Source organism: Streptomyces sp. NPDC030799, from assembly GCF_055572255.1.
In genome coordinates this window covers 59148-83388 of the sequence record NZ_JBVIDS010000013.1, presented here as the reverse complement: position 1 = coordinate 83388, position 24241 = coordinate 59148, and the positions used below count along the sequence as shown (strand labels likewise).

General features: G+C 72.5%; 23 protein-coding genes. 11 read left to right on the top strand and 12 right to left on the bottom strand.

The window, feature by feature from the left end:
• Positions 1-77 precede the first annotated feature (77 nt).
• Positions 78-1295 carry an acetyl-CoA C-acetyltransferase gene (locus ACZ41I_RS29865; protein WP_363215489.1) on the bottom strand — a complete coding sequence of 406 codons (1218 nt, stop codon included), beginning with the start codon at positions 1293-1295 and terminating at the stop codon, positions 78-80.
• 143 nt (positions 1296-1438) lie between these two features.
• On the bottom strand, positions 1439-2458 hold the full coding sequence (locus tag ACZ41I_RS29860) for an SGNH/GDSL hydrolase family protein (RefSeq protein WP_363215490.1): 1020 nt from the start codon (positions 2456-2458) through the stop codon (positions 1439-1441).
• 160 nt (positions 2459-2618) lie between these two features.
• Here ACZ41I_RS29860 and ACZ41I_RS29855 point away from each other — a divergent pair, with 160 nt between their 5' ends.
• Positions 2619-4010: a cystathionine beta-synthase gene (locus tag ACZ41I_RS29855; protein WP_363215491.1), complete on the top strand. Its 1392-nt coding sequence runs from the start codon at positions 2619-2621 to the stop codon at positions 4008-4010.
• A 296-nt stretch (positions 4011-4306) separates the two neighbouring features.
• Here ACZ41I_RS29855 and ACZ41I_RS29850 read toward each other — a convergent pair whose 3' ends face one another.
• Positions 4307-5158 carry a helix-turn-helix transcriptional regulator gene (locus ACZ41I_RS29850; RefSeq protein WP_399774041.1) on the bottom strand — a complete coding sequence of 284 codons (852 nt, stop codon included), beginning with the start codon at positions 5156-5158 and terminating at the stop codon, positions 4307-4309.
• A gap of 149 nt (positions 5159-5307) precedes the next feature.
• Here ACZ41I_RS29850 and ACZ41I_RS29845 point away from each other — a divergent pair, with 149 nt between their 5' ends.
• A complete protein-coding gene (locus ACZ41I_RS29845; protein WP_363215493.1) occupies positions 5308-6069 on the top strand; it encodes an SDR family oxidoreductase in 762 nt (253 codons plus the stop codon).
• Between the two features lie 6 nt (positions 6070-6075).
• On the opposite strand, the gene ACZ41I_RS29840 is transcribed toward ACZ41I_RS29845, so the two are convergent.
• Positions 6076-6516 carry a hypothetical protein gene (locus ACZ41I_RS29840; RefSeq protein WP_399774038.1) on the bottom strand — a complete coding sequence of 147 codons (441 nt, stop codon included), beginning with the start codon at positions 6514-6516 and terminating at the stop codon, positions 6076-6078.
• A gap of 273 nt (positions 6517-6789) precedes the next feature.
• Between ACZ41I_RS29840 and ACZ41I_RS29835 the strand changes: the two genes are divergently transcribed.
• Positions 6790-7695: a MurR/RpiR family transcriptional regulator gene (locus tag ACZ41I_RS29835; RefSeq protein ID WP_363215495.1), complete on the top strand. Its 906-nt coding sequence runs from the start codon at positions 6790-6792 to the stop codon at positions 7693-7695.
• 98 nt (positions 7696-7793) lie between these two features.
• Positions 7794-8378 carry a hypothetical protein gene (locus ACZ41I_RS29830; RefSeq protein WP_399774035.1) on the top strand — a complete coding sequence of 195 codons (585 nt, stop codon included), beginning with the start codon at positions 7794-7796 and terminating at the stop codon, positions 8376-8378.
• On the opposite strand, the gene ACZ41I_RS29825 is transcribed toward ACZ41I_RS29830, so the two are convergent.
• The 5 genes from ACZ41I_RS29825 to ACZ41I_RS29805 form a co-directional block, all read right to left on the bottom strand.
• Positions 8379-8753, bottom strand: coding sequence for a roadblock/LC7 domain-containing protein (locus tag ACZ41I_RS29825; protein ID WP_363215497.1), 375 nt, complete (start codon positions 8751-8753; stop codon positions 8379-8381).
• Positions 8754-8782: 29 nt separating this feature from the next.
• Entirely contained in the window at positions 8783-9304 is a 522-nt protein-coding gene (locus ACZ41I_RS29820) for a roadblock/LC7 domain-containing protein (protein WP_363215498.1), read from the bottom strand.
• A 31-nt stretch (positions 9305-9335) separates the two neighbouring features.
• Positions 9336-10154, bottom strand: coding sequence for a transcriptional regulator (locus ACZ41I_RS29815; protein ID WP_399774030.1), 819 nt, complete (start codon positions 10152-10154; stop codon positions 9336-9338).
• Positions 10151-10534 (bottom strand): hypothetical protein, encoded by a 384-nt coding sequence (locus ACZ41I_RS29810; protein ID WP_363215500.1) that lies wholly within the window; start codon positions 10532-10534, stop codon positions 10151-10153. Before ACZ41I_RS29810 ends, ACZ41I_RS29815 begins: the two co-directional genes overlap by 4 nt.
• A 179-nt stretch (positions 10535-10713) precedes the next feature.
• A complete protein-coding gene (locus tag ACZ41I_RS29805; RefSeq protein WP_468515514.1) occupies positions 10714-12096 on the bottom strand; it encodes a type III PLP-dependent enzyme domain-containing protein in 1383 nt (460 codons plus the stop codon).
• Positions 12097-12243: 147 nt separating this feature from the next.
• Here ACZ41I_RS29805 and hutU point away from each other — a divergent pair, with 147 nt between their 5' ends.
• The 4 genes from hutU (at position 12244) to hutI (ending at position 17775) form a co-directional block, all read left to right on the top strand.
• Positions 12244-13908, top strand: coding sequence for a urocanate hydratase (hutU, locus tag ACZ41I_RS29800; protein WP_399774024.1), 1665 nt, complete (start codon positions 12244-12246; stop codon positions 13906-13908).
• Between the two features lie 119 nt (positions 13909-14027).
• Positions 14028-15230: an allantoate amidohydrolase gene (locus ACZ41I_RS29795; RefSeq protein ID WP_399774267.1), complete on the top strand. Its 1203-nt coding sequence runs from the start codon at positions 14028-14030 to the stop codon at positions 15228-15230.
• Positions 15221-16579, top strand: a complete 1359-nt coding sequence (locus tag ACZ41I_RS29790; RefSeq protein ID WP_468515604.1) for a formimidoylglutamate deiminase — start codon at positions 15221-15223, stop codon at positions 16577-16579. Before ACZ41I_RS29795 ends, ACZ41I_RS29790 begins: the two co-directional genes overlap by 10 nt.
• Positions 16580-16599: 20 nt before the next feature.
• Entirely contained in the window at positions 16600-17775 is a 1176-nt protein-coding gene (gene hutI / locus ACZ41I_RS29785) for an imidazolonepropionase (protein ID WP_468324430.1), read from the top strand.
• A 16-nt stretch (positions 17776-17791) separates the two neighbouring features.
• On the opposite strand, the gene ACZ41I_RS29780 is transcribed toward hutI, so the two are convergent.
• Positions 17792-19438: a helix-turn-helix domain-containing protein gene (locus ACZ41I_RS29780; protein WP_468515513.1), complete on the bottom strand. Its 1647-nt coding sequence runs from the start codon at positions 19436-19438 to the stop codon at positions 17792-17794.
• Between the two features lie 115 nt (positions 19439-19553).
• Here ACZ41I_RS29780 and ACZ41I_RS29775 point away from each other — a divergent pair, with 115 nt between their 5' ends.
• On the top strand, positions 19554-19775 hold the full coding sequence (locus tag ACZ41I_RS29775) for a hypothetical protein (protein ID WP_363215505.1): 222 nt from the start codon (positions 19554-19556) through the stop codon (positions 19773-19775).
• A gap of 29 nt (positions 19776-19804) precedes the next feature.
• Here ACZ41I_RS29775 and ACZ41I_RS29770 read toward each other — a convergent pair whose 3' ends face one another.
• Together ACZ41I_RS29770 and ACZ41I_RS29765 are read right to left on the bottom strand one after the other, a co-directional pair.
• Positions 19805-21394, bottom strand: coding sequence for a ricin-type beta-trefoil lectin domain protein (locus ACZ41I_RS29770; protein ID WP_468515512.1), 1590 nt, complete (start codon positions 21392-21394; stop codon positions 19805-19807).
• A gap of 300 nt (positions 21395-21694) precedes the next feature.
• Positions 21695-22591 carry an RNA polymerase sigma factor SigF gene (locus tag ACZ41I_RS29765; protein ID WP_399774009.1) on the bottom strand — a complete coding sequence of 299 codons (897 nt, stop codon included), beginning with the start codon at positions 22589-22591 and terminating at the stop codon, positions 21695-21697.
• A 245-nt stretch (positions 22592-22836) separates the two neighbouring features.
• On the opposite strand from ACZ41I_RS29765, the gene ACZ41I_RS29760 reads away from it, so the two are divergent.
• The gene (locus ACZ41I_RS29760; protein ID WP_363216461.1) at positions 22837-23214 is read left to right on the top strand and encodes an STAS domain-containing protein; all 378 of its coding nucleotides are present in this window, start codon (positions 22837-22839) and stop codon (positions 23212-23214) included.
• A 313-nt stretch (positions 23215-23527) separates the two neighbouring features.
• Positions 23528-24088, top strand: a complete 561-nt coding sequence (locus tag ACZ41I_RS29755; RefSeq protein WP_363216462.1) for an ATP-binding protein — start codon at positions 23528-23530, stop codon at positions 24086-24088.
• Positions 24089-24241: the final 153 nt, after the last annotated feature.

The following is a 24241-nucleotide window of genomic DNA, read 5'->3' as shown; positions in this document are numbered from 1 at the left end:
AGGCCCAGAACCTTGGAGTTTCCTCGGTTCCGGGCCGGTTCCTGACGTGTTGTGCCCGCTCCGCTACGGACGGTGCGTCAGCTGAGCCGCTCGATGACCATCGCCATGCCCTGGCCGCCGCCGACGCACATCGTCTCCAGGCCGAACTGCTTGTCGTGCCACTGCAGGGAGTTGATGAGCGTGCCGGTGATCCGGGCGCCGGTCATGCCGAAGGGGTGGCCGACGGCGATGGCGCCGCCGTTGACGTTCAGCCGGTCGATGTCGATGCCGAGCTCCTGGTAGGAGGGGATCACCTGGGCGGCGAAGGCCTCGTTGATCTCGACCAGGTCGATGTCGCCGATGGTCAGGCCGGCGCGCTGCAGCGCCTGCTTGCTCGCCTCGACCGGGCCGAGGCCCATGATCTCGGGGGAGAGGCCGGAGACACCGGTGGACACGATCCGGGCCAGCGGGGTCAGGCCCAGCTCGCGGGCCTTGGTGTCGGACATGATGACGACGGCCGCGGCACCGTCGTTGAGCGGGCAGCAGTTGCCGGCGGTGACGAGTCCGTCCGGGCGGAAGACCGGCTTCAGACCGGCGACGCCCTCCAGGGTGACGCCGGGGCGGGGGCCGTCGTCCTTGCTGACGACCGTGCCGTCGGGAAGCGTGACCGGGGTGATCTCGCGCTCCCAGAAGCCGTTCTTGATGGCCTGCTCGGCGAGGTTCTGCGAGCGGACGCCGAACTCGTCCATCTCCTGGCGGGTGATGCCCTTGGCGCGGGCCAGGTTCTCGGCGGTCTGGCCCATCGCGATGTACGGGTCGGGCAGCAGGCCGTCCTCGCGCGGGTCGTGCCAGGTCGTGCCCTCCTGCTGGGCGACGGCCTCGGTGCGGGCCTGCGCCTCGGCGAACAGCGGGTTGTAGGTGCCCGGCATGTCGGAGCTGCCGTTGACGTAGCGGGAGACCGTCTCGACACCGGCCGAGATGAAGACGTCGCCCTCGCCGGCCTTGATGGCGTGCAGGGCCATGCGCGAGGTCTGCAGGGAAGAGGAGCAGTAGCGGGTGATCGTGCAGCCCGGCAGGTGGTCCATGCCCATCTGTACGGCGACGATCCGGCCGAGGTTGTGGCCCTGCTCGCCGCCGGGCAGGCCGCAGCCGAGCATCAGGTCGTCGATGTCCCTGGGGTCCAGCTCGGGGATCTTGGCGAGCGCGGCCTGGATGATCGTGGCGGTCAGGTCGTCGGGGCGCAGGTCCTTCAGGGAGCCCTTGCCTGCGCGGCCGATGGGGGAGCGGGCGGTCGAGACGATGACGGCTTCGGGCATCACGGGCTCCATGTGAACGGGATTGGGCAGGGCCGGTTGGGAAGTTACCGCTCCGTATGGCCCAGGTCACCGGTGTCGCGGTGTGACACTGACCGCAATTTACTAAGCGCTTGCTTGGGTCGGGGTGCCCCCGCCCGGGCGGGTCACACCGACGGGCGTGCCGGCTCGGCCTCCGGTACCCGGCGCCGCCGCCTCCGCTTGAGCAGCGCCCACGGCCCCCGCGGCCCCGTGGGCATCGCCGCGGTGACCTCCGTGCCCGCCTCCGACGCCGCCTCCGCCGCCGCGCGAGCGACCGGCAGGAAGCCCTCCCGCCGCGACACGTCCGGCCGTTCCTCCTCCGCCGGCCACAGACCCAGCGCCGCACACACCGTGGGCAGGACGGCCATGGCGGCGGTCGCGTACCCCTCGGCCGAGGGGTGGTAGTTGTCCGGGCCGAACAGCTCCCGCGGATTCGCCTCGAACTCGGGGCCGAGCAGATCGCCCAGGGACACGGTCCGGCCCCCCTGCTCCACCACCCCGATCGTCTGCGCCGCCGCCAGCTGCCGGGAGGCCCGCCGCGCCAGCCAGCGCAGCGGCTGCTGCACCGGCTCGATGGTGCCGAGGTCGGGACACGTGCCGACCACCACCTCCGCACCGGCCGTGCGCAGCCGTCGTACCGCCGCCGACAGGTGCCGTACCGAACGGGTCGGCGGCATCCGGTGCGTCACGTCGTTCGCACCGATCATGATCACGCAGATGTCGGGAACGGGCGCCGCCCCCGACAGCACCGAAGCGACCTGGCGGTCCAGGTCGTCGGACTGGGCGCCCGGCAGGGCCACGGTACGGAGTTCCACCGGGCGTTCCGCGACCGCAGCGAGGCCCGAGGCCAGCAGCGCGCCCGGCGTCTGGCCCGACCGGTGCACGCCCTGCCCGGCCGCCGTGGAGTCGCCGAGCATGGTCAGGCGCAGGGGCGGTTCCCCGGGGACGTCGTACGCGTGGCCGTAGACGCCGTCGGCCACCGGGACGCGGCCGCCGCTGCCGTTGCCCACATGGCGCCGCGCCAGATGGACCTCCGCCAGCAGCAGACCGACGGCGGCCGCACCGATCAGCCCGACCCCGCCTCCGCCGTACGCCGCTCCGGCCGCGATGCGGCGGGCCACCCTCGCCCTCGACATGCTCGTCATGCGTCGCCGCCACCTCCTCATAGCCGTACATCCACTCCTTGCCCCGTACAGGCCGTGTGCCAATCTCAACGGGGAGTGAACGACCGCCACGGCCACACCCGTGGCCTTAGGCTGGCGACACCACTACGAACACCATCTTTTGCAGCGACCGGAGACAACGGTGCAATTCCACGACTCGATGATCAGCCTCGTCGGCAACACCCCGCTGGTGCGGCTCAACAACGTGACCAAGGGCATCCAGGCCACCGTCCTGGCCAAGGTGGAGTACTTCAACCCGGGCGGCTCCGTGAAGGACCGCATCGCCCTGCGCATGATCGAGGCCGCCGAGGAGAGCGGGGAGCTCAAGCCCGGCGGCACGATCGTCGAGCCGACCAGTGGCAACACCGGTGTGGGACTGGCGATCGTCGCCCAGCAGAAGGGCTACAAGTGCATCTTCGTCTGCCCTGACAAGGTCTCCACCGACAAGATCAACGTGCTGCGCGCGTACGGCGCCGAAGTGGTCGTCTGCCCGACCGCCGTGGCGCCCGAGCACCCGGACTCCTACTACAACGTCTCCGACCGGCTCGTCCGGGAGACCCCGGGCGCCTGGAAGCCCGACCAGTACTCCAACCCCAACAACCCGCTGTCGCACTACCACTCGACCGGTCCCGAGCTGTGGGAGCAGACCGAGGGCAGGATCACCCACTTCGTGGCGGGCGTGGGCACGGGAGGGACCATCTCCGGTACCGGCCGCTATCTGAAGGACGCCAGCGACGGCAAGGTCCAGGTCATCGGCGCCGACCCCGAGGGCTCGGTGTACTCCGGCGGCTCCGGGCGGCCGTACCTGATCGAGGGTGTCGGTGAGGACTTCTGGCCGAGCGCCTACGACCGCACCGTCGCCGACGAGATCGTCGCCGTGTCCGACAAGGACGCCTTCCAGATGACCCGCCGCCTGGCCAAGGAAGAGGGGCTGCTCGTCGGCGGCTCCTGCGGCATGGCCGTCGTCGCCGCGCTGCGGGTCGCCGAGCGCCTCGGCCCGGACGACGTCGTGGTCGTACTGCTGCCGGACAGCGGCCGCGGGTACCTTTCGAAGATCTTCAACGACGAGTGGATGGCCGACTACGGCTTCCTGGAGGACGAGGGCCCGAGCGCCCGTGTCGCCGACGTCCTGAGCGACAAGGCGGGCGGCACCATCCCCTCGCTCGTGCACATGCACCCCGAGGAGACCGTCGGCCAGGCCATCGAGGTGCTGCGCGAGTACGGCGTCTCGCAGATGCCGGTCGTCAAGCCGGGCGCCGGTCACCCGGACGTGATGGCCGCCGAGGTCGTCGGGTCGGTCGTGGAGCGGGAGTTGCTGGATGCGCTCTTCAGCAAGCGCGCCTCCCTCGACGACCCGCTGGAGAAGCACATGTCCGCCCCGCTGCCCCAGGTCGGCTCCGGCGAGCCGGTCGGCGACCTGATGTCCGTGCTCGGCTCGGCCGACGCGGCGATCGTCCTGGTCGAGGGCAAGCCGACCGGCGTGGTCAGCCGGCAGGACCTGCTGGCCTTCCTGGCCAAGGGCGGCAACAAGTAGCCGACCTCGGGGGGACCGGGGTTCGCGGAAGTGGTACGAGCGTGTCATGTGCGCGCAGCACCCGCTTAACACGCGTCCGGCACATTGGTGCCTGTCGGCAGGGAGGGAGCGGCTCCCCTCCCCGGCCGGCGCCGAACGGCGCCAAGGACCTCCGGAGCGGCTCCCGGACCTCCATGGACGCCACGGACGCGCAAGCCCGGTCCTGACCCGGCCCGCGTCCCTCGCGGGGACCGCCGTCGTCCCGCCCCCCGGCAACGGGGGTGCGGCGGTCCCCGCGCACCCGCTTCCCGCAGGGCTCAGCGCGTGCTGCTGGATTCCCAACTCCCCAGCAGCGCAAGGCGCTCCGCCGTCTCCGATCCCGCTTCCGGCGTGTACACCACGATGGTCTGGTCCGGGGACGCCGGGATCGTCAGGGTCTCGTACGGCAGGGTCAGCAGGCCCGCCACCGGGTGCCGTATCTTCTTCACGCCGTACGCGCACTCCCTGACCTCGTGGTCCGCCCACAGCCGGCGGAAGTCCTCGCTCTTCAGGGAGAGTTCGCCGACCAGCGCGCACAGCTCGGGGTCGTCGGCGTACCGGCCCGCGTTCACGCGCAGATGGGCCACCGTCTGCGCGGCGACCGCGTGCCACTCGGGGTAGTGGTCCCGGCCGGCCGGGTCCAGGAAGACCTGCCGGGGCATGCTCCGCTCGGCCGGTGCCAGGCGGCTGAAGCCGTTCACCGCGTCGCCGAGGGCGTTCCACGCGAGTACGTCCATGCGGGGGCCCAGCACGAACGCCGCGCTGCGCTCCATGGTGTCGAGCAGGATCTGCACACCGGGGCGTACCCGGCGCGTCTCGGGCCGCCGCCGCCCCGGACGCTGCCGGCCAGGACGCGCCACCGCCCGCAGATACGTCTGCTCGGTCTCGTCCAGCCGCAGCACCCGGGCGATCGCGTCCAGCACGGCGTCGCTGACGCTCGTCCCCCGGCCCTGCTCCAGACGGACGTAGTAGTCGACGCTCACCCCCGCGAGCTGGGCCACCTCCTCGCGGCGCAGGCCCGGTACGCGGCGCCGCCCATGGCCGGGCAGCCCCACCTCCTCGGGCTGGATGCGTGCACGTCGCGAGCGCAGGAAGTCGCCGACTTCCCCTACCGGCCAGTCCCCGTCCATGCCCCCGATCGTAGGGGAGCGGCCGGACGCCGGCCTGGTACTGGCAGACCCAGGAAAACCGCATCCCTGGGTACGGCCGCCGGATGCGGTGAGGCTGGTGCCGGCCGCCGGGGAGCCGCCCCGGCGCGAAGCATCCAGGGGGTACACCCATGTCGTACGAGAACCTGTCCGGCCGCACCGCCGTCGTCACCGGAGCCGCCAGCGGCATCGGCGAGGCCGTCGCCCGGCAACTGGCCGCCGCGGGCGCCCGGGTGGCGCTGCTCGCCCGGCGCGCGGACCGGCTGGACGGCGTGGTCGAGAAGATCCGGGCCGAGGGCGGCGAGGCGCTCGCCGTGGTCGCCGACGTCACCGACGACACCTCGGTGACCACCGCCCGGGACCTGGTCCACGAGACGTTCGGCCCCGTCGACCTCGTCGTCAACAACGCCGGTGTCATGCTGCCGAACCCGGTCGGCGAGGGCCGGCTCGACGAGTGGCAGCGGATGCTCGACACCAACGTCGCCGGCGTACTGCGGATCATCCGCGCCTTCACCGCCGACCTGGTGGGCACCGCCGCCGAGGGCCGCACCGCGGACCTCGTCAACGTCTCCTCCATCGGCGCCCACATCCCCTTCCCCCACTACGCCGTGTACGGCGCCACGAAGGCCGCCGTCACCCATCTCTCGCAGTCCCTGCGCACCGAGTTCGGGCCGCAGGACGTGCGGGTGACGAACATCGAGCCGGGGCTGACGGAGACCGAGCTGAAGGACCATGTCGACAGCGCGGAGCTGTCCGGGCAGCTGGACGGCATGCTGGAGGCGATCGGCGCCCTCTCCGCGGCGGAGGTCGCGGACGTCGTCGCCTACGCCACCAGCCGGCCCCGGCACGTCAACCTCCGCCAGATCATGGTGCTGCCGACCCGGCAGGCGTGAGGACGGTCAGTCCTCGGACGACGTGCGGCGCCGCCCGGTGAGCAGCTCCGGGTTGGTGCGCACCGCCTGGGCGACGTTGACGCCGACGATGCCGAGCCAGGTGACCAGCGTCCCGGCCGTCCCCGCGATGCCACCGCCGATGGCGGTCAGCGGGATGGCCAGGACCAGCGAGACGATGGCGAACCCGAAGCGTTCCGGCCAGGTGTCGGCGTCCTTCGGGCGCCGCGCGCCGCGCGCGGTCTCCATCCGCTGTTCGGCCAGGTGCCGCCGCACCCGGCGGTCCACCGCGTCGTCGATCCGCTGCTCGACCTTCTCCAGGAAGGAGTCGGCCAGCGCGGAGTCGTAGTCGGCGCCCAGGTCCGCGCGGGCCCGCACGGTGGCGTCGAGTTCCTTCCGCAGCTCCGCGTCCTTCTTCAGGCTCGCGTCCGGCGAGTCCAGTGTGCTCATGGGCCCGAGCGTACGGAGCGATCACTCCACCCGCACGGGGGACAACCCCCCTCTTCGCACCGGGCCGCCGGCCCTTGCCTGGCTGTATAGAGTCATGCAGAGTTCTTGGTGACTGAATAGGTTCCGGTGGTCATAGGGCAGGATCGGATGTCCGGGTGAGGGGAGTGTGGGCTTGATGCCGCTTGCGTATCGTCTGGTCGGCGGCTGCCGACTCGTCACCGCCGTCCGCGCACCGCTCGACCGGTTCACGGACCTCTGGAGGGGGAGCGCGTCATGAGCGTGGACAGGAGTGCCGGTGTGACCTCGGGTGCTGTCACCCCCGGTGGTGTGGCCTCGGGTGGTGTGGCCGACAGCCCCGCGAACCGCCTGCAGGCGCTTTTCGAAGGGCACCGGCTCACGCCGACCCAGCGCCGGATCGCGCACAGCATGGTGCGGCGGGCCGCCGACGTGCCCTTCCTGTCCAGCGTGGAGCTGGCCGAACTGGCGGGGGTCAGCCAGCCCTCGGTGACCCGGTTCGCCGTCGCGCTCGGCTTCGACGGCTATCCGGCGCTGCGCAAGCACCTGCGCGAGGTCGTCCCCGCCGAACCGGCCGCCGAGGCGGGCGCCTTCAACGAGTACCAGCAGGCCGTCGAGGCCGAGATCGAGAACCTGAGGCACCTCGCCGAGCTGCTCGCCGACCCCCGCCCGGTGCAGAAGGCCGGCCGGATCCTGGCCGCCTCCCGTCCGCTGCCGGTCCTCGGCCTGCGCGCCGCCGCCTCCCAGGCGTACGGCTTCGCCTACTTCGCCGCCAAGGTGCACCCGGACGTCCGGTTGCTCAACGAGGGCGGCACGATGATCCAGGACCGGATCGACGCGGCCGTCCGCGCGGGCGCCTCCGCGCTGCTGTGCTTCGCGCTGCCCCGGCATCCCCGCGAGGTCGTCGACACCCTCGCCTACGCCAAGGACGTGGGCCTGACGACCGTCACGGTCGCCGACTCCGCGTTCGCGCCGGTCGCCAAGCACTCCGATCTGCTGCTGCCCGCCGCCGTCGGCACCGGGCTCGCCTTCGACACCGCGTGCGCGCCGATGCTGCTCGGGCGGGTGCTGCTGGAGGCGGTCTGCGACGACCTGCCCGAGGCGCAGGCCCGGCTGGAGGAGTTCGACGCGAAGGCGGCGGCCCGGGGTCTGTTCGTGGAGTGACCGGCCGCCTTCCGCGTGTGCTCTCAGATTCGTCTCACGTTCTGCCGCTAGGTTCGCCACGAGGTTTTGTTCGCGGACACGTGACACGGGAGGCTGACGTGGCGCGCGGAGGACAGGGTCTGGCCCGGGTGGCCGTGGTCGTACGGGCGGGAGCCGCACCGCTGTGGTGGTCCGGGGTGTTCGCCGCCGGGATCGGTGCGCTGCCGCAGGGGGTGACCGGGCGCCGGATCGGGGTGCTCGCGGGGGCCGCGCTGTTCCTCGTGGGCGCGGCCCTCATGGCGCTCGTACGACGCCGGCGGTACGGCGCCCTCGCCCGCGGTGCGGCCCGCGCGGGCAAGTACGACGTGCTGCAGGACCGTGCGGTGACCGTGCGCAACTGGCGCCGGGGGCACCGCTGGTGGCTGCTGCTCGCCTGCGCCGCCGCCCTCGGCTCCGCCTTCGCCGTACCCGCGGCCGGCGGCATGCTGCTGGCCGGGCTCGGCACCGGGCTGCGGCTCAAGGCCGCCTGGATCGGGCGGTGGGAGCGGGACGGGGAGACGCTGCTGTGGGTCCGTGTCGACTGGCTCGACCGGCGCGGCGGAGGCCCGGCGGGCAAGGCCGTGAAGGGCCTGCGCGGTACGGGCATCGCGGCCGGCGACGCGGCCCCGGGCGGGACCCGCCGCCGCACCGCGGCCCTGGTCTGACTAGACCTCCAGCTCTGCCTCGATCCTCTTCAGCTGGTGCCGGGCCATCGCCAGGTTGGCCCGGGAGGAGTCGAGGACCAGGTAGAGGAACAGGCCGTTGCCGCCGCGGCTCCTGAGCAGGCGGATCAGGTGGTACTGGTCCGTCAGCGTGATCAGGATGTCCTCGATCTCGCCCTTGAGGCCCAGCATCTCCATGGTGCGCATCTTGGCGCGGATCACGTCGGTGTTGCCCGCCGCGGCCACGTTCAGGTCGAAGGTCTTGTTGCCGCCCATCGTGCCCAGCGCCATTCCGCTGGTGTAGTCGACGAGCGCGACGCCGGTGGCGCCCTCGATGGAGGTGAGGGCTTCCTTCAGCGCGGTCTCGGTGTTGGCCATGGTGGTCCTTTCGGAACGGTCGGGTTGTCTCAGCGGTCGGTCGGGGTGTGCGTATCGGCACTCGTGACAGGGGGCGTGCGGGGTGTGCGGGCCGTGCGGGTACGGGCCGGGGGTGCGGCGCTGACGGCGCCCAGGGGCCGCACGGGCCGCCGGGCCTCCTGTGCGGCGGCCTCGGCGGCGTCCAGCAGCTCCCCGATGCGGGCGCCGGCCCGGCGGCCCTCCAGGTGCAGCCGGCCCACGTTGACCCGGCCCTCGGCGAGCAGGGTCAGGACGGCGGTGCGGCCGGCCGCGTAGCCGGCGATGTAGCCGCGCTCGCCGCGCACCAGCAGTTCCCGGAAGCCGCCGTTGCCGGTTGCGTCGGTGATCCGCACGGCGACGCCGAGCGCGGCGGCGGTGAGCGCGGACAGGCCCTCCGGGTCGACTCCGGGAGTGTCGTGGGCGACGACGAGTCCGTCGACGCCTGCCGCCAGGGCACCGGTGAGCTGCGGCACCCTGGTGCGCAGCCGGTGCAGCTCGTCCAGGACGGCCTGGAGGTCCTCCTCGGACACCATCAGCTCTCTCCTCTCGGCGGGGCGGTGCCGTTCAAAGCGCCTCCAGCGCATCCCTGAGCCTCTTCAGCAGCGCGATGTCGGGGTCGGTGACCGGGGGTGGGGGTGGGGGCGGCAGGGCGGGTTCCGTGACGACGGGTGCCAGGGGGGCGACCTGGCCGGCCGCCGCGAGCCGGCGTACGTCGACCAGCGTGTGGAAGGCCTGCCGGCCCAGGTTCCGGGCGATCGCGGTGGCCGTGCGGACGCCGTCCACACGGTCCAGGACCGCCCGCTGCCTGGGGGTGACGGGCGCGGTGGCGGCCGGACGGGCGACCGGGTCCGCGCGGATCAGCGGGGCACTGTCGGCGGCCGGGTCCGGCCACAGCCGGTGCAGCATCAGGCGGCGGCGCAGCGTCTCGCGTTCCAGGGCGACGACCGGGACCGAGGGCAGCGGGCCGATGCGGGGCGCGTTGTCGTAGCGGAAGCGTCCCGGGGTGCTGCTCGGGGCCAGCGTGAAGTACCCGGCGTCGTACAACGCGTCCAGATGGCACAGCTCCAGCGCGCCGGCCGGTAACAGCCCGGCCTCCAGGAGGAGTTCGGCCGCCTGCAGCGAGCCGGCGGCCTGGGCGGCGGCCCGCTGCCAGGCGGCGGCCGCGAGGGTGCCGTGGGCCGTGAGGAGCACGTCGAGACCGGGGGCGAGCGGGCTCTCCGCGTGCACGACCCGGCCCTCGGCGAGGTACAGGGTGCCGTGCTCGCGCACCAGGACGCCGGTGGCCCGCTCCTCGGCGAGCCGGGTCAGCATCGGCGACAGCGCACGGGTGGCCGACCTGTCCCGCACGGGCAGCGGCGGCGGGGGTGTCTGCACCACGGTCATCCCAGCACCAGCCTGGCCGCCATCTCGCCGAGCCGGATGCGGGCCAGCGCGAGATTGCCCTCCTCGCGGCCGAGCCACAGGTGCAGGAAGACGCTGCTGTCGAAGGACGTGTCCACGAACCGCAGCAGGTGATAGCTGTCGTGGTTGCTGACGATCACGTCCTCGACCGGCGGGTGTCCGTCCCCGTGGGCCGCGAAGGCTCCGTGCTCGGCGGCCATCCGGGCCAGTTCGGCGGCCTCCGCGGCGGTCGTCTCGTGATCGCCGCCGGGCGCCTCCCCGACCGTGCCGAGCGCCAGTCCGCTCGTCCAGTCCACCAGTGCCGCTCCCCGCGCACCGGGTAACCGCATCGCTTCCAGCAGGCACTCGTCGATTCCGGGCACCGTGGGTTCCCCTCCCGCCTGGGCCTCCGGCTGAGTGACAGTGACACTACGCACCGTGCGCGCGAAAGGAGGAGCCTTTGGCATTTTCCAGTGGAACATGCATGCGGCGTACTAGAGTGGGTCAACTGACGTGTGTCTCCGGCTGGTTGGCCCATTTGTTCGAAGGTGCCGGAGGTGCGTCAACGGCTTCCGGATGCCCGGAGGGTGGTGAGCGCCGACGCGTGCGCCCCGCCGGACTCCGCGACCACCTCGGCGACCGTCTGCGGCTCCCGCACGGTGGCGAAGGCGACCCCTCCCGAACCGTCCGGTGCGAAACCGTGGATGCCGGGCCGGGCGAGGGAGTTGTAGGCGTAGTGGTGGGCGAAGTAGTACGCGCCCGTGTCCAGCGCCGCCGCGTAGTCGCCCTGCTCCAGCAGGGGCAGCGCGCGGCCCTCCGCCAGCAGGTCCCCCGAGAAGCAGGCCGGCCCGGCCACGTCCTGCACCACGTCCGGCCCCGGCTTCGGCCGCCCCTTGGCGTCGTACGCGCCGATCCTCAGCGGCCACGCCCCCGGTGCGTAGACGGTCCGCGTCGCCACCTGCACGCCCGCGTGCGTCACCGCGATCCGCCGCCCGCCCGCGCTCTTGGTGTACTCCACCCGGGCCACCACCGTGCCGTGCTTGGCCAGCAGCGACCGCCCGAACTCGGTCACCAGCCCGTACCGCCCGTCGAACAGCCCCGGCACCTGACCGGCCAGCAGCCGGGCGTACTCCGCGTACGACGGTGCCGTCGCCTCGGCCGCGAAGTTCACCGGCAGTCCGCCGCCGATGTCGAGCGTGTCGATCTGCCGCCGCCCGGCCCGCTCGTTGATCTCCTCCGCGAGCGCGTACGCCTCCGCCGCGCCCCGCGCCAGCAGTGCCAGAGGAATGCCCTGCGAGCCGGTGTGCGCGTGCAGCCGGGTCAGCCACGGGCGGTCCAGGTAAGCCCGTACGACCCACTCGCGCGCCCCCTCGTCGCGCAGCGCCACCCCGAACTTCGAGGTCTCGGTCGCCGTCGAGGTCGCCCCGATCGTGCCGCCGCCGATCTGCGGGTTCACCCGGATGCCGAGCGGGGACCTGGTCGGGGCGGACCGCACCAGGGTGTCCAGGCGGTCCAGCTCCTGCGGATTGTCGGCGTTCACCGCGATGCCCAGCGCCAGCGCCTCGCGCAGCTCCGCCGGGGTCTTGGCGGGCGAGTCCAGCACGGTCCGCGCGGCCGGCACCCCGGCCGCGCGGGCCAGCGCCAGCTCCCCCGGGCTGGCCACCTCCGCGCCGATCCCCGCCTCGTGCAGCAGCCGCAGCACCGGGACCAGCGGGGTCGCCTTCACCGCGAAGGCGTGCAGCACCGGCGTCCCGGGCGGCAGGACCGCGTCGAACGCCGCCCGCAGGGCCGCCGCCGACTCCCGGATCCCGGTCACGTCCAGCAGCCCCACCACGGCGGCGTCGGGCCCCAGCAGGCCCTGCTCGACGGCGGCGCGCACCGCGTCGTCCCGCCGGGCGGCGCGCTCCCGCGCCTCGCCGGGCTGCGTCTCGATGTCCTGCTCCACAACCTCTCCCCTCGTTTCCCCCGTGCCGGTCTCGCGTACATCCAGCCAAACACCGACGGCGCGCGGACGGGTGCGCCCCGATGTATTGACTAGTTCTATTCAGACCTTCAGGATGTGAATAGACGTAGTAACAGCAGGAGGCAGACGATGTCGGGACCCCGCCCCGTACGAGCACCGCGCGGCACGGAACTCAGCGCCCTGGGATGGCAGCAGGAAGCCGCCCTGCGCATGCTGCAGAACAACCTCGACCCCGAGGTCGCCGAGCACCCCGACAAGCTCGTCGTCTACGGCGGCACCGGTAAGGCCGCCCGTGACTGGCGCTCCTTCGACGCCATGGTGCGCACGCTGAGGACCCTCAAGCAGGACGAGACCATGCTGGTCCAGTCCGGCCGCCCGGTCGGCGTGATGCAGACCCACGAGTGGGCCCCGCGCGTCCTCATCGCCAACTCCAACCTCGTCGGCGACTGGGCCAACTGGGAGGAGTTCCGCCGCCTGGAGGCCCTCGGTCTGACCATGTACGGCCAGATGACCGCCGGCTCCTGGATCTACATCGGCACCCAGGGCATCCTCCAGGGCACCTACGAGACCTTCGCCGCCGTCGCCGCGAAGAAGTTCAACGGCACCCTCGCGGGCACGATCACCCTGACCGCCGGCCTCGGCGGCATGGGCGGCGCCCAGCCGCTCGCGGTGACGATGAACGACGGTGTCGCCATCTGCATCGACTGCGACCCGCGCGCCATCGAGCGCCGCATCGAGCACCGCTACCTGGACGTGAAGGCCGACTCGCTCGACCACGCGCTGCAGCTGGCCACCGAGGCGCGTGACGCCCGCCGCCCGCTGTCCATCGGTGTCCTCGGCAACGCGGCCGAGCTGGTCCCGCAGCTGCTCGCGATGAACGCCCCCATCGACATCGTCACCGACCAGACCTCCGCCCACGACCCGCTGTCCTATCTGCCGGTGGGCGTGGCCTTCGAGGACATGGCCGATGCCGCCGCGAAGGACCCGGCCGGTTTCACCACGCGTGCGCGGGAGTCCATGGCGCGCCATGTGGAAGCCATGGTCGGCTTCATGGACGCCGGCGCCGAGGTGTTCGACTACGGCAACTCCATCCGCGGCGAGGCCCAGCTGGCCGGATACGACCGGGCGTTCGCCTTCCCCGGCTTCGTGCCCGCCTACATCCGCCCGCTGTTCTGCGAGGGCAAGGGCCCGTTCCGCTGGGCTGCCCTGTCCGGCGACCCCGCCGACATCGCCAAGACCGACAAGGCGATCCTGGAGCTGTTCCCGGAGAACGAGTCCCTGGCCCGCTGGATCAAGATGGCCGGCGAGCGCGTCCACTTCCAGGGTCTGCCCGCGCGTATCTGCTGGCTCGGCTACGGCGAGCGCGACAAGGCCGGCGAGCGCTTCAACGACATGGTGGCCTCCGGTGAGCTGGCGGCACCGCTGGCGATCGGCCGCGACCACCTGGACTGCGGGTCGGTGGCCTCGCCGTACCGCGAGACCGAGGCCATGCTCGACGGGTCCGACGCGATCGCCGACTGGCCGCTGCTGAACGCCATGGTCAACGTGGCCTCCGGTGCGTCGTGGGTGTCCATCCACCACGGTGGCGGTGTGGGGATGGGCCGCTCCATCCACGCCGGTCAGGTCACCGTGGCCGACGGTACGAAGCTGGGTGGCGAGAAGATCCGGCGCGTTCTCACCAACGACCCCGGTATGGGTGTCATCCGGCATGTCGACGCCGGGTACGACATCGCGGAGTCGGTCGCGGCCGAGCGCGGGGTGCGAGTGCCGATGCGCGAGGGTGACGGCGCGTGACGCAGGACCAGGTCGGGCACGGCACCTCCTCGGTGGGGGCTGAGGCCTCGTCGCCGTCCGCGGGTTCGGCCGTGCCCACCCTCCCCCACTCTCAGCTTGGCTCGCGTTCCTTCCACGAGATGTGGCGCGAGCTGCTCCCCATCGGGCGGCACGCCGAGTCCCGCGGCTACCGCCGTTACGCCTGGACCGGCGCCGACGCCGACTGCCGGGCCTGGTTCAGGCAGCAGGCCGAGGGGCGTGGGCTGGCGTACGAGGTCGACCGGAACGGGAACCAGTGGGCCTGGCTCGGGGACCCGGCGGCCGGAGACGCGGTGGTCACCGGGTCGCACCTCGACTCCGTGCCGGACGGCGGGGCCTTCGACGGGCCGCTCGGGGTCGTGTCCTCCTTCGCCGCCCTGGACGAGCTGCGGAGCAGGAGCGCGCGGTTCACCAAACCCCTCGCCATCGTCAACTTCGGCGACGAGGAAGGGGCCCGGTTCGGGCTCGCCTGTGTCGGGTCCCGGCTGACCGCCGGGCAGCTGAGCGTCGAGCAGGCCCACCGGCTCACCGACGGGGACGGGGTCAGCCTCCCGCAGGCCATGGAGGCCGCCGGACACGACCCCGAGGGCATCGGGGCCGACCCCGAGCGGCTGGCCCGGATCGGCGCCTTCGTCGAACTGCACGTCGAGCAGGGACGGGCGCTGGACCTGTCCGGCGACCGGGTGGGCATCGCCAGTGCCATCTGGCCGCACGGCCGCTGGCGGTTCGACTTCCGGGGCGAGGCCAACCACGCCGGCACCACCCGGCTGGTCGACCGGCGCGACCCGATGCTGTCCTATGCCGAGACCGTGCTCGCCGCCCGCCGGGAGGCCGCGCTCGCCGGTGCCGTCGCCACGTTCGGGAAGATCGCGGTGGAGCCCAACGGCGTGAACGCGATTCCCTCCCTCGTGCGCGGGTGGCTCGACTCCCGCGCCGCCGACCAGGAGACCCTGGACACGGTGGTCGGCGGCATCGAGAAGGCCGCACGCGAGTACGCCGACGCCCACGGCATCGACCTGGACGTCGTGCGCGAGTCCTTCACCCCGGTCGTCGAGTTCGACCACGCCCTGCGCGACGAACTCGGCCGCATCCTGGGCAAGGACACCGGCCTGAAGGTGCCCGTGCTCGGAACCGGGGCCGGACACGACGCGGGAATCCTCTCCGGCAGCATCCCCACCGCCATGCTGTTCGTACGCAACCCCACCGGGGTCTCGCACTCCCCGGCCGAGTTCGCAGCCGAGGACGACTGCGTGGCCGGGGTGCACGCGCTCGCCGACGTACTGGAAGGGCTGGCCTGCAGGTGACCAAGCGGACCTACTGGTTGGAGCACGCCTGGCTCGGCACGCACGTCGAGCCGGGGGTCGTGCTGGAGGCCGAGGACGGGCGGATCGGCGCGGTCCGCACCGGGACGCCCATGGCGCCGCCCGGTGCGGAGGTACTGCGCGGGCTCACCCTGCCGGGGCTCGCCAACGCCCACAGCCACGCCTTCCACCGTGCGCTGCGCGGCACCGTCCAGGTCGGCTCCGGAACCTTCTGGACCTGGCGCGAGGTGATGTACTCCGTCGCCGACCGCCTGACCCCGGACACCTACCACGCCCTGGCGCGCGCGGTGTACGCCGAGATGGCCCTGGCCGGCATCACCGCTGTCGGCGAGTTCCACTACGTGCACCACGCGCCCGGCGGCACCCCCTACGCCGACCCCAACGCCATGGGGGAGGCACTGATCGCGGCCGCCGCCGAGGCCGGCATCAGGATCACCCTCCTCGACACCTGCTATCTCTCCTCCGCCATCGTGAACAAGCACCGTGGCGAGGCCCCGAACTCCCACCAGCTGCGCTTCTCCGACGGCAGCGCGGAGGCCTGGGCCGAACGCTGTGCAGTTCTCAAGGAGCGGGACCACGCGCGGATCGGGGCGGCGATTCACTCCGTACGGGCCGTACCGGCCGACCAGTTGGCGACCGTCGCCGGGTGGGCCGAGGAGCGGCGGGCGCCGCTGCATGTGCATCTGTCGGAGCAGACGGCCGAGAACGACGCCTGCCTCGCCGCGCACGGCTGCACGCCCACCCGGCTGCTCGCCGACCACGGTGTCCTCGGTGCGCGCACCACCGGTGTGCACAACACCCACCTCACCGACGAGGACATCGCTCTGCTCGGCGGCTCCCGCACCGGCACCTGCATGTGCCCGACGACCGAGCGGGACCTCGCCGACGGCATCGGTCCGGCCGTTGCCCTGCAGCGGGCCGGCTCACCGCTCTGCCTGGGCTCCGACAGCCACGCCGTCATCGACCTGCTCGAAGAGGCGCGCGCCATGGAGCTGAACGAGCGGCTGCGCACCCGCACCCGGGGACACTGGACGGCTGCCGCGCTGCTGCGGGCCGCCACCGCCGACGGCCACGCCGCTCTCGGCTGGGAGGATGCGGGCACCCTGGAGGCGGGAGCACTGGCCGACTTCACGACCATCGCCCTGGACTCCGTCAGAACAGCGGGGCCGGTGCCGCGCCTCGGCGCCGAGACGGCCGTATTCGCGGCGACGGCGGCAGACGTACGGCACACGGTCGTGGGCGGCCGGCATGTCGTACGCGACGGCGCGCACGCCCTCGTACCCGATGTGCCGCAAGCTCTCGCGCGCGCAGTCGAAGCCCTCCGCGCCTGACGACCACCCACGAGGACACCATGAGCAGCAGCACCGTCATCACCAACATCGCCACGCTGGTCACCAATGACCCCTCCCTCGGTGACAGCTCCCCCCTCGGTCTGATCCAGGACGCGGCCGTCGTCATCGACGGCGACCGCGTCGTGTGGACCGGTGAAGCCAGCAAAGCACCCGCCACTGACAATCGGGTCGACGCGGGCGGCCGGGCGGTGCTGCCGGGCTTCGTGGACTCGCACTCGCACCTGGTCTTCGCCGGGGACCGCACCCAGGAGTTCAACGCCCGCATGTCCGGCCGCTCCTACACGGCGGGCGGCATCCGCACCACGGTCGCCGCCACCCGCGCCGCGACGGACGCGGAACTGGAGGCGAACCTGACCCGTTACCTCGACGAGGCCCTCCGCCAGGGCACCACCACCTTCGAGACCAAGTCGGGATACGGCCTCACGGTCGAGGACGAGTCCCGGGCGCTGCGCCTCGCGGCGAAGCACACCGACGAGGTGACCTACCTCGGCGCGCACATCGTCTCCCCGGACTACGCCGACGACCCGGCCGCCTATGTCGCCCTCGTCACCGGCGAGATGCTGGACGCCTGCGCGCCGCACGCCCGCTGGATCGACGTCTTCTGCGAGAAGGGCGCCTTCGACGGCGACCAGGCCCGCGCGATCCTCACCGCAGGCAAGGCGAAGGGCCTGCACCCGCGCATCCACGCCAACCAGCTCTCCTACGGCCCCGGCGTCCAGCTGGCCGTCGAGCTGGACGCGGCCAGCGCCGACCACTGCACCCACCTCACGGACGCGGACGTGGACGCCCTGGCGAGCGGCAGCACGGTGGCCACGCTCCTGCCGGGCGCCGAGTTCTCGACCCGCGCCGAGTGGCCGGACGCCCGCCGTCTGCTGGACGCGGGTGTCACGGTCGCCCTGTCCACGGACTGCAACCCCGGCTCCTCCTTCACCTCCTCCGTGCCCTTCTGCATCGCTCTGGCCGTCCGTGACATGCGGATGACTCCGGACGAGGCGGTCTGGTCGGCCACGGCGGGCGGCGCGGCGGCCCTGCGCCGCACCGACATCGGCCACCTCACCCCCGGCGCCTACGCCGACCTCGTCCTCCTGGACGCCCCGAGCCACGTCCACCTGGCCTACCGGCCGGGCGTGCCGCTGGTCGGCGGGGTGTGGCGACGCGGGGTGCGGGTGGTGTGACAGGGAGCGAGCCGGCTCAGCTCCCGGTGGCCGACCACGCCCTCAAGCGCATGTGCAGCTGAGTGCACGCGCTCGGCAGGCCCAGCCGCCTCCCCTTGTTCTTGGCCACGAACGACGCCACGTCGGCGAGTCCGCCGGCCGACTTCAGGGCGTCGAAGAAGGCGGTCACCACGGGCTCTGCCCGACGCCCCTCGTCGTAGGCGTCACAGATCCTCGCCAGAAACACGACGACCGCGTCGAGGGTGACCGCCCGCAGCAGCGCCCTGACGAGAAGCTCGGCGTGCTCCTCGCTCATGTTCTCCAGACCCCGCATGTCCAGTGCGATCGCAGACCTGAGGGGGAGCTGCTGGGTCAGGGCACGGCAGAGCGGAGCCACCAGGTCCTCCCGATCGCTCCCGGCGAGAAGGGGGATGAGGGCGGCGAGACGCCCAGGCTCGACCGTTTCGGCGGCCTGGGTGATGTGCCGGTTCGACAGCTCGTCGTCGGGGCCGAGCCGGGCGATGACCCGGGCCACATCGCCCACGCTCCTGTCGGACTTGACCAGCGTCGCCATCAGGTCCCTCCTGGTGACGCGCCGTTTCCGGTCGGGTTCCGCCCAGCGGGTGTGGAGTGTCGCGATCTCCTCGACCGATCGGATGGCCACCACCTCCTCGTTGAGCAGCACGATCGCAGCCGGGGTGAGCACACGGCTTCTGGGGCGCGGAAAGCCGAGTGGGCGCAGCGCCGTTCCGAACGCGGCGAGGTCGTCGAGGGAGCGGGAGTGAACGACGTCCACCACGATGCGGTCCCGCCGGGAGAAGTCCTGCCGCTGCCCGAACCAGGCCATGAGCCGGACGACTTCCTTGATCGGCCGTTCCCATGCCGCCTGGGTCGCCTCCAGTGTGACCCCCCGCTGGTCCCCCACGTCGAGTTGGTGCTCCAGCTGAGCCAGAAACGCCTCGAAAGGCAGATGTGACGCCTCCCCGGCCCCCTCGCGGCTGCGGGCGAGCTCCTCCTCCATCTCCCGGACGCGCGTCTCCAGGTCCTCGCAGCGCTGTTCCGCCTGCTCCTTCATCGCGGCGACCTCGGCGAGTTCCCGCTTCAGCCGGGCGACCTCGTCAACCAGCCGGCCCCGTTCCGCCGAGTGGTGTTCGGTGGCCTCGCGCAGCTCCACCTCCGCCCGCTCCGCGCGCACGTATTCCGTGACGCCGTCGCGCCGGACGCGTTCCAACTCGCCCTGGACGGCGTCGATCTCGGACTCCCGCTTGTCCAGCAGATCGTGCAGGGCTTCCTGGTGCCGCACGAGCATCTCGACCTCGCGCCGCGACTTCCTCATCTCGGCGCGCAGGGACTCCAGTTCGTAGACATCCGGATCGCACGCACGGAGTGCCGCCAGCCGGAGCTCGGCCAAGCGGTCCTTGGCCTCGGGCTTGACCGGAGCACCCCGGTTCTCCTCGACCTCGCGCACCAGCCGGTCGACGAAGTCCTGCGTCGCGATGCGGCGGCCCCGCAGGAAGCGGGAGACGACGGACTTGTCCAGGGACACCCGCACCGCGTACGCGTTCTGCGACAGGCCCAGGGTGTTGAACAGCTCGGTCAACGCGTTGCCCAGCGCGGCAACCTCGCGTACGACTCCTCGCTCGACGGCGCCGGAAACCCCCGCCGGGCAGGCGAGTTCGGTCATCGGTGATCCCCCCGGTGCTTGGCCCTGGAATGGCAACGGTTGCCGGTTCCGCAACCTACCGAAGCCGCCGGAGGGTGGTGGGCAGGTCGTCACTCACGGAAAGGACTGCTCATCCATGCACTCCTCGGGGACGTTTCTGACGGCGGGTGCCCGCTGGGTACAGCGTGTTCTGATCGTCCTGTTCGCGCTGGTGCCGCTGCTCGTGGTCACCGTGGCCTCGGCGCCGGCGCTGATGCTGCTCCCGTTCTTCCCGCAGCACAGCGCCCGGGCCCGGGGCATCGTCCAGCAGCTGATCCACTGGACCCGCACCGCCCTGGTCTCCAGCCGGAGCCGGTGACCCGCCGGCTTCCCCGAGCCGTCCCGGCACTACCGGGCCCCGGCCCGCCAGCGCTGGTCCTCGCTGTCGTCCAGCGGCTGCAGGGCCACCCCGTGCCGGCCGTAGGGGGTCACCGCCGTCTCGATGGCGATGTCCGGGCGGATCGTGCCGTCGGGGTCGATGGCGAAGCGCAGGTTGTCGCCGTTGCCGCTGTAGACCGCGTCGCACTCCCAGATGCCGACGCCCCGGTCCACGGAGCCCCGGCTGTCCAGGCAGAAGCGGTCGTCGGCTGCCGAGCGGAGCACGCCCAGGTAGGGGTCGAAGCGCCAGCGCTGGGTGTCGGCGAAGGAGCAGGGGGCCGTGATGACGTCGTTGCCCTCGGACAGATCGCCGTCGCGGATGTCCAGGCAGCGGCCCGTCGCCACGTTCACCACCTGGGCGAAGGAGGTGCCCGGGGGCGTGAAGGAGGGGGGCGGCCCGGGGGTGGTGGTGTGCCGGGGTGACGGGGGCGCGGTCGTCGGGTGGGCCGAAGTCCGCGTCGGGGACGGCGACTTCGACGGCGGCTTCGACGACGGCTTCGACGGGGACTTCGTGGGGGAGGGGGTGGGGGACGGGGTGACGGAGACCGTCGCCGTCACCGTCACCGGGGGAGGCGTGGGTGTCGCGGCCGTCGGCTGCCGGTCGTCGCCGTGCGCCGGGGTGAGCAGGAAGACCAGCAGCGGGGTCAGGGCGACGCCCAGGGCGGCCGAGGTGAACAGGACGCGGCGCCGGGGCGGCCGGGTCCCCCGTACGGCGGGCGGAGCGGGGACGGCCGGCGGCTCCTCGGTGCGGACGTCGTCGCCTGTGTACGCCGTCCCTCTCCACGGCAGCAGGCCCTCCGCCAGGGTCTGCCGGGGCGCGTCCCGCAGGGCCCGCAGTTCCTCGAACGCGGCCGTGCAGTGCGGACAGCGGGCCATGTGGGCGTCCAGGTCGGTGCTGTAGCGCGGCCCGTCCGGCCGTACCGCCTCCTCGATCAGCCGCCGGAAGTCGGCGCAGCGCGGGTCGTCGGAGCCGGCGAGGCGCAGGCGGAGGCAGGCCTGGGCCAGCGCCTTGAGGGCCTGCGGGGTGCCGTAGGCCACGTCCGCGTGGCTCAGCCCGAGCAGGGCGGCGGTCCGCTCCTGCGGCTCCTCCTCCAGCGCGCCGTACCAGATCAGGCCCTGGGTGCGGGACGGCAGCGACTGGAACGCGGGCAGGAGGGGCGGAGTGGGGCCGTCGGGCAGGCCGGACGCGTTCAGTATCAGCAGCAGTCCGGGGTCGAGGCCGGTGGCGCGCTCGTCGCGTGCCCAGGCGGCCGCCAGCCCGGCGGTCAGCAGCAGGAGCCGGTGGCGCAGCGGGACGACGGGCTCGACCCCCCGGGCCGTCTCGCGGGCCGCCGTGGTGACGGCCTCGGCCGCCAGCCGACGGGCGGCGGGCTCGCTCGCCGCGCACAGCCGGGCGTAGGCCAGCACCGCCGGGTGGTGCCGGCGGCGCAGTTCCTGCAGCGCGGGGTACGCCGTCGCGGCCGAGGAGCGCAGCAGTTCGGTGAGCCGGGCGTCCGGTACGTCCTCGTACTCCGCGCCCGCCTCGGTTCCGCCCGTCCCGGCCCCGTCCCCCTGAGCCATCGTCCAGCCTCCTCGCACCACGGGCGACCGTGCCGTCACGGCCCCGGCCCGGCCAACCAGCCGGTATGGGGGGCCATAGTGGTCGAGGGGGACGGCCGGGAAAAGGGGTTTCCGTGGGTAACCGCATAACGGTTGGGACCTCAGGGCGAGTTGGGCCGGGCTGCGGCCGGAATCCGGGAATGGCCGCACGGACCGTGGATACCCACGCACTTGGAGAGGTGGGCGGCGCACACGCGGAAGCGGCCCGGCACCGACGGCCGGGCCGCTTCCGGTGGCGTCACCGCGGCGGGGACCCGCCGGTCACTCCTCGAGCGTCAGCCCCTTGCGCAGCCGTACCAGGGTGCGCGACAGCAGCCGGGAGACGTGCATCTGGGAGATGCCGAGCTCCTCGCCGATCTCCGACTGCGTCATGTTCGCCACGAAACGCAGGGAGAGGATCTTCCTGTCCCGCTGCGGGAGTTGGGCGATCAGCGGCTTGAGCGACTCGATGTACTCGATGCCCTCCAGGCCGTGGTCCTCGTACCCGATGCGGTCCGCGAGCGCGCCCTCCGTCTCGTCCTCCTCGGGCTGGGCGTCCAGCGAGGAGGCCGTGTAGGCGTTCGAGGCGGCCATGCCCTCGACGACCTGGTCGTTGGAGATGCCGAGCTGCTCGGCCAGTTCCGCGACCGTCGGCGCGCGGTCCAGCCGCTGGGCCAGCTCGTCCCCGGCCTTGGCCAGGTCCAGGCGCAGCTCCTGCAGTCTGCGCGGCACGCGCACGGACCACGAGGTGTCGCGGAAGAAACGCTTGATCTCGCCGATGATGGTCGGCATCGCGAAGGTGGGGAACTCCACACCGCGGGCGAGTTCGAAGCGGTCGATCGCCTTGATCAGGCCGATGGTGCCGACCTGGATGATGTCCTCCATCGGCTCGCTGCGGGAGCGGAAGCGGGAGGCGGCGAACTTGACGAGCGCGAGGTTCAGCTCGACGAGGGTGTTGCGGACGTACGAGTATTCGTGCGTCCCTTCCTCCAGCGACTCCAGACGCTCGAAGAGGGTCTTGGACAGGGCCCGCGCGTCGACCGGGCCGATCTCGTCGTACGGGGGGATCTCCGGGAGTCCCTCGAAGGCATCGAGGGCGTCGATGGGATGATCCAGTTGTTCCGGTGGGGGTGTCGACGTCGCGAACGGGGTATGCGATGCGTCGAGCCGGGGTGACATGGTGTCCTCCATCGTTCTCGGCATATGGCTGCCGAAGCCGTGCGTGCACTGCGGTGTGCGGCGCCTCCGAAGCCGGCGTGTAGGGGTAGGTGTCCTTACTAGCCCTACCCGCTTCACCGAGACGATCGCAAGTGCGTTCTGTTCAGGTATGTCCGGTTCTGTGAGGTTCTTCGGGTGCCGGAGTGTGCATGGAGGGCGTAATGTTCGAGAGCAGTCAGCGTCCACGACCTCGGGAGAGAGACGGCATGGACCACGGGACGGTCGGCAGCGCACAGTCGGGCCGGCTTCTGGTGGAGGTGCGGGAAGAGGGCTCCAGCGCCGTTGTGACACCGGCGGGTGAACTCGACCACCACACCGCCGATCTTTTGCGTGAGCCCCTCGACGACCTCCTGGACAAGGGCTTCTCGCGCCTCGTCGTGGACTGCTCGCGCCTGGAGTTCTGCGACTCCACGGGCCTGAACGTCCTGCTGGGCGCCCGGCTGAAGGCGGAGGCCGCCGGTGGCGGGGTCCATCTGGCAGGGATGCAGCCGGTGGTCGCCCGGGTGTTCGAGATCACCGGTGCCGAGGCGGTCTTCACCGTGCACGACTCCGTGGAGGCGGCCCTGACCGACGGCGCCGACTGAGCCCGCCGTCCCGCCCTCCCGTGTGCCGCCGGCCCCCGGTCGTTGCGTTCGTCACGCCGAAGACAGGGGTGTCGCGCCGGATCGGCCGGGCAGGAGAGGGCAGGAAGCGGGAGACCCCCGACGACCGCCGGCCCCCGGACCGCCCCGGGACCGGCGAAACGACTGGACAGGACGTACGTGCGACGGACGGGCGAGCAGAACACCCCGCGCGGGCGGCGGGCGGACGCCGGGCGGACGACCTATGGACCGGTCGGCACGGACCGGTGCCGGCCTTTTGAATCGTGAACTGGTGAATCGGTGAGGTGAAGCGCTGATGAGCACCACCCGGCCTTACTCGCCGGGCGACCGCGGCCCGGAGCCCAGCGGCGCTTCCGGGGCGTCCGAGGGGGGCGCGCCTGTCGCAGGCGTGCCCACGGGGGCAGCCGCACCGTCCGGACCTGCCGGCGGCACTCAGGGCACCGGCGGCCCGCAGGTCCGCAGACTCGGCCTGCGCGGCGAGAGCGGCGTCGTCCCGCTCGCCCGCGACTTCGCCCGCCAGGCGCTGTACGCGTGGGGCTGGCTGCCCGCCGCCGGCGCCGACCAGCGGGCCGCCGCCGAGGACGTGCTGCTCGTCGTCTCCGAGCTGGTCACCAACGCCTGCCTGCACGCCGAGGGGCCCGACGAGCTGCTCCTGGCCTGCGACAACAAGGTGATCCGGGTCGAGGTCTCGGACCGCGGCACCGGCCAGCCGGCACCCCGCACCCCGCACCGCGCCGGCCGCCCGGGCGGGCACGGCATGTTCATCGTGCAGCGGCTGTGCCTGGACTGGGGCGTCGTCCGCGCCGCGGGCCGGCCGGGCAAGACGGTGTGGGCGGAGCTGGGCGCACCGGCGTAGGCCATCGGGTTCCCGTCCGTACGTGGCGCGCGGAAAATTCGGTTTTCGCCGGGTACGGCACCCCCTAGCCTGGGCGCAACGCGCTGACGGAGACAAGTAGCCCGGGGCCGGCGAGCCGAGAGAGCCGCCACCCGCTGTGAAGGCGGCCTCGCA

Coding starts and splice junctions, on each gene's coding strand:
- ACZ41I_RS29860 (WP_363215490.1), bottom strand. CDS start 2,458: ATGACGAGCATGTCGAGGGCGAGGGTGGCCCGCCGCATCGCGGCCGGA.
- ACZ41I_RS29850 (WP_399774041.1), bottom strand. CDS start 5,158: ATGGACGGGGACTGGCCGGTAGGGGAAGTCGGCGACTTCCTGCGCTCG.
- ACZ41I_RS29775 (WP_363215505.1), top strand. CDS start 19,554: ATGCACTCCTCGGGGACGTTTCTGACGGCGGGTGCCCGCTGGGTACAG.
- ACZ41I_RS29795 (WP_399774267.1), top strand. CDS start 14,028: ATGTGGCGCGAGCTGCTCCCCATCGGGCGGCACGCCGAGTCCCGCGGC.
- ACZ41I_RS29835 (WP_363215495.1), top strand. CDS start 6,790: ATGAGCGTGGACAGGAGTGCCGGTGTGACCTCGGGTGCTGTCACCCCC.
- ACZ41I_RS29840 (WP_399774038.1), bottom strand. CDS start 6,516: ATGAGCACACTGGACTCGCCGGACGCGAGCCTGAAGAAGGACGCGGAG.
- ACZ41I_RS29760 (WP_363216461.1), top strand. CDS start 22,837: ATGGACCACGGGACGGTCGGCAGCGCACAGTCGGGCCGGCTTCTGGTG.
- ACZ41I_RS29865 (WP_363215489.1), bottom strand. CDS start 1,295: ATGCCCGAAGCCGTCATCGTCTCGACCGCCCGCTCCCCCATCGGCCGC.
- ACZ41I_RS29820 (WP_363215498.1), bottom strand. CDS start 9,304: ATGGTGTCCGAGGAGGACCTCCAGGCCGTCCTGGACGAGCTGCACCGG.
- ACZ41I_RS29780 (WP_468515513.1), bottom strand. CDS start 19,438: ATGACCGAACTCGCCTGCCCGGCGGGGGTTTCCGGCGCCGTCGAGCGA.
- ACZ41I_RS29825 (WP_363215497.1), bottom strand. CDS start 8,753: ATGGCCAACACCGAGACCGCGCTGAAGGAAGCCCTCACCTCCATCGAG.
- ACZ41I_RS29845 (WP_363215493.1), top strand. CDS start 5,308: ATGTCGTACGAGAACCTGTCCGGCCGCACCGCCGTCGTCACCGGAGCC.
- ACZ41I_RS29755 (WP_363216462.1), top strand. CDS start 23,528: ATGAGCACCACCCGGCCTTACTCGCCGGGCGACCGCGGCCCGGAGCCC.
- hutI (WP_468324430.1), top strand. CDS start 16,600: ATGAGCAGCAGCACCGTCATCACCAACATCGCCACGCTGGTCACCAAT.
- hutU (WP_399774024.1), top strand. CDS start 12,244: ATGTCGGGACCCCGCCCCGTACGAGCACCGCGCGGCACGGAACTCAGC.
- ACZ41I_RS29765 (WP_399774009.1), bottom strand. CDS start 22,591: ATGTCACCCCGGCTCGACGCATCGCATACCCCGTTCGCGACGTCGACA.
- ACZ41I_RS29770 (WP_468515512.1), bottom strand. CDS start 21,394: ATGGCTCAGGGGGACGGGGCCGGGACGGGCGGAACCGAGGCGGGCGCG.
- ACZ41I_RS29815 (WP_399774030.1), bottom strand. CDS start 10,154: ATGACCGTGGTGCAGACACCCCCGCCGCCGCTGCCCGTGCGGGACAGG.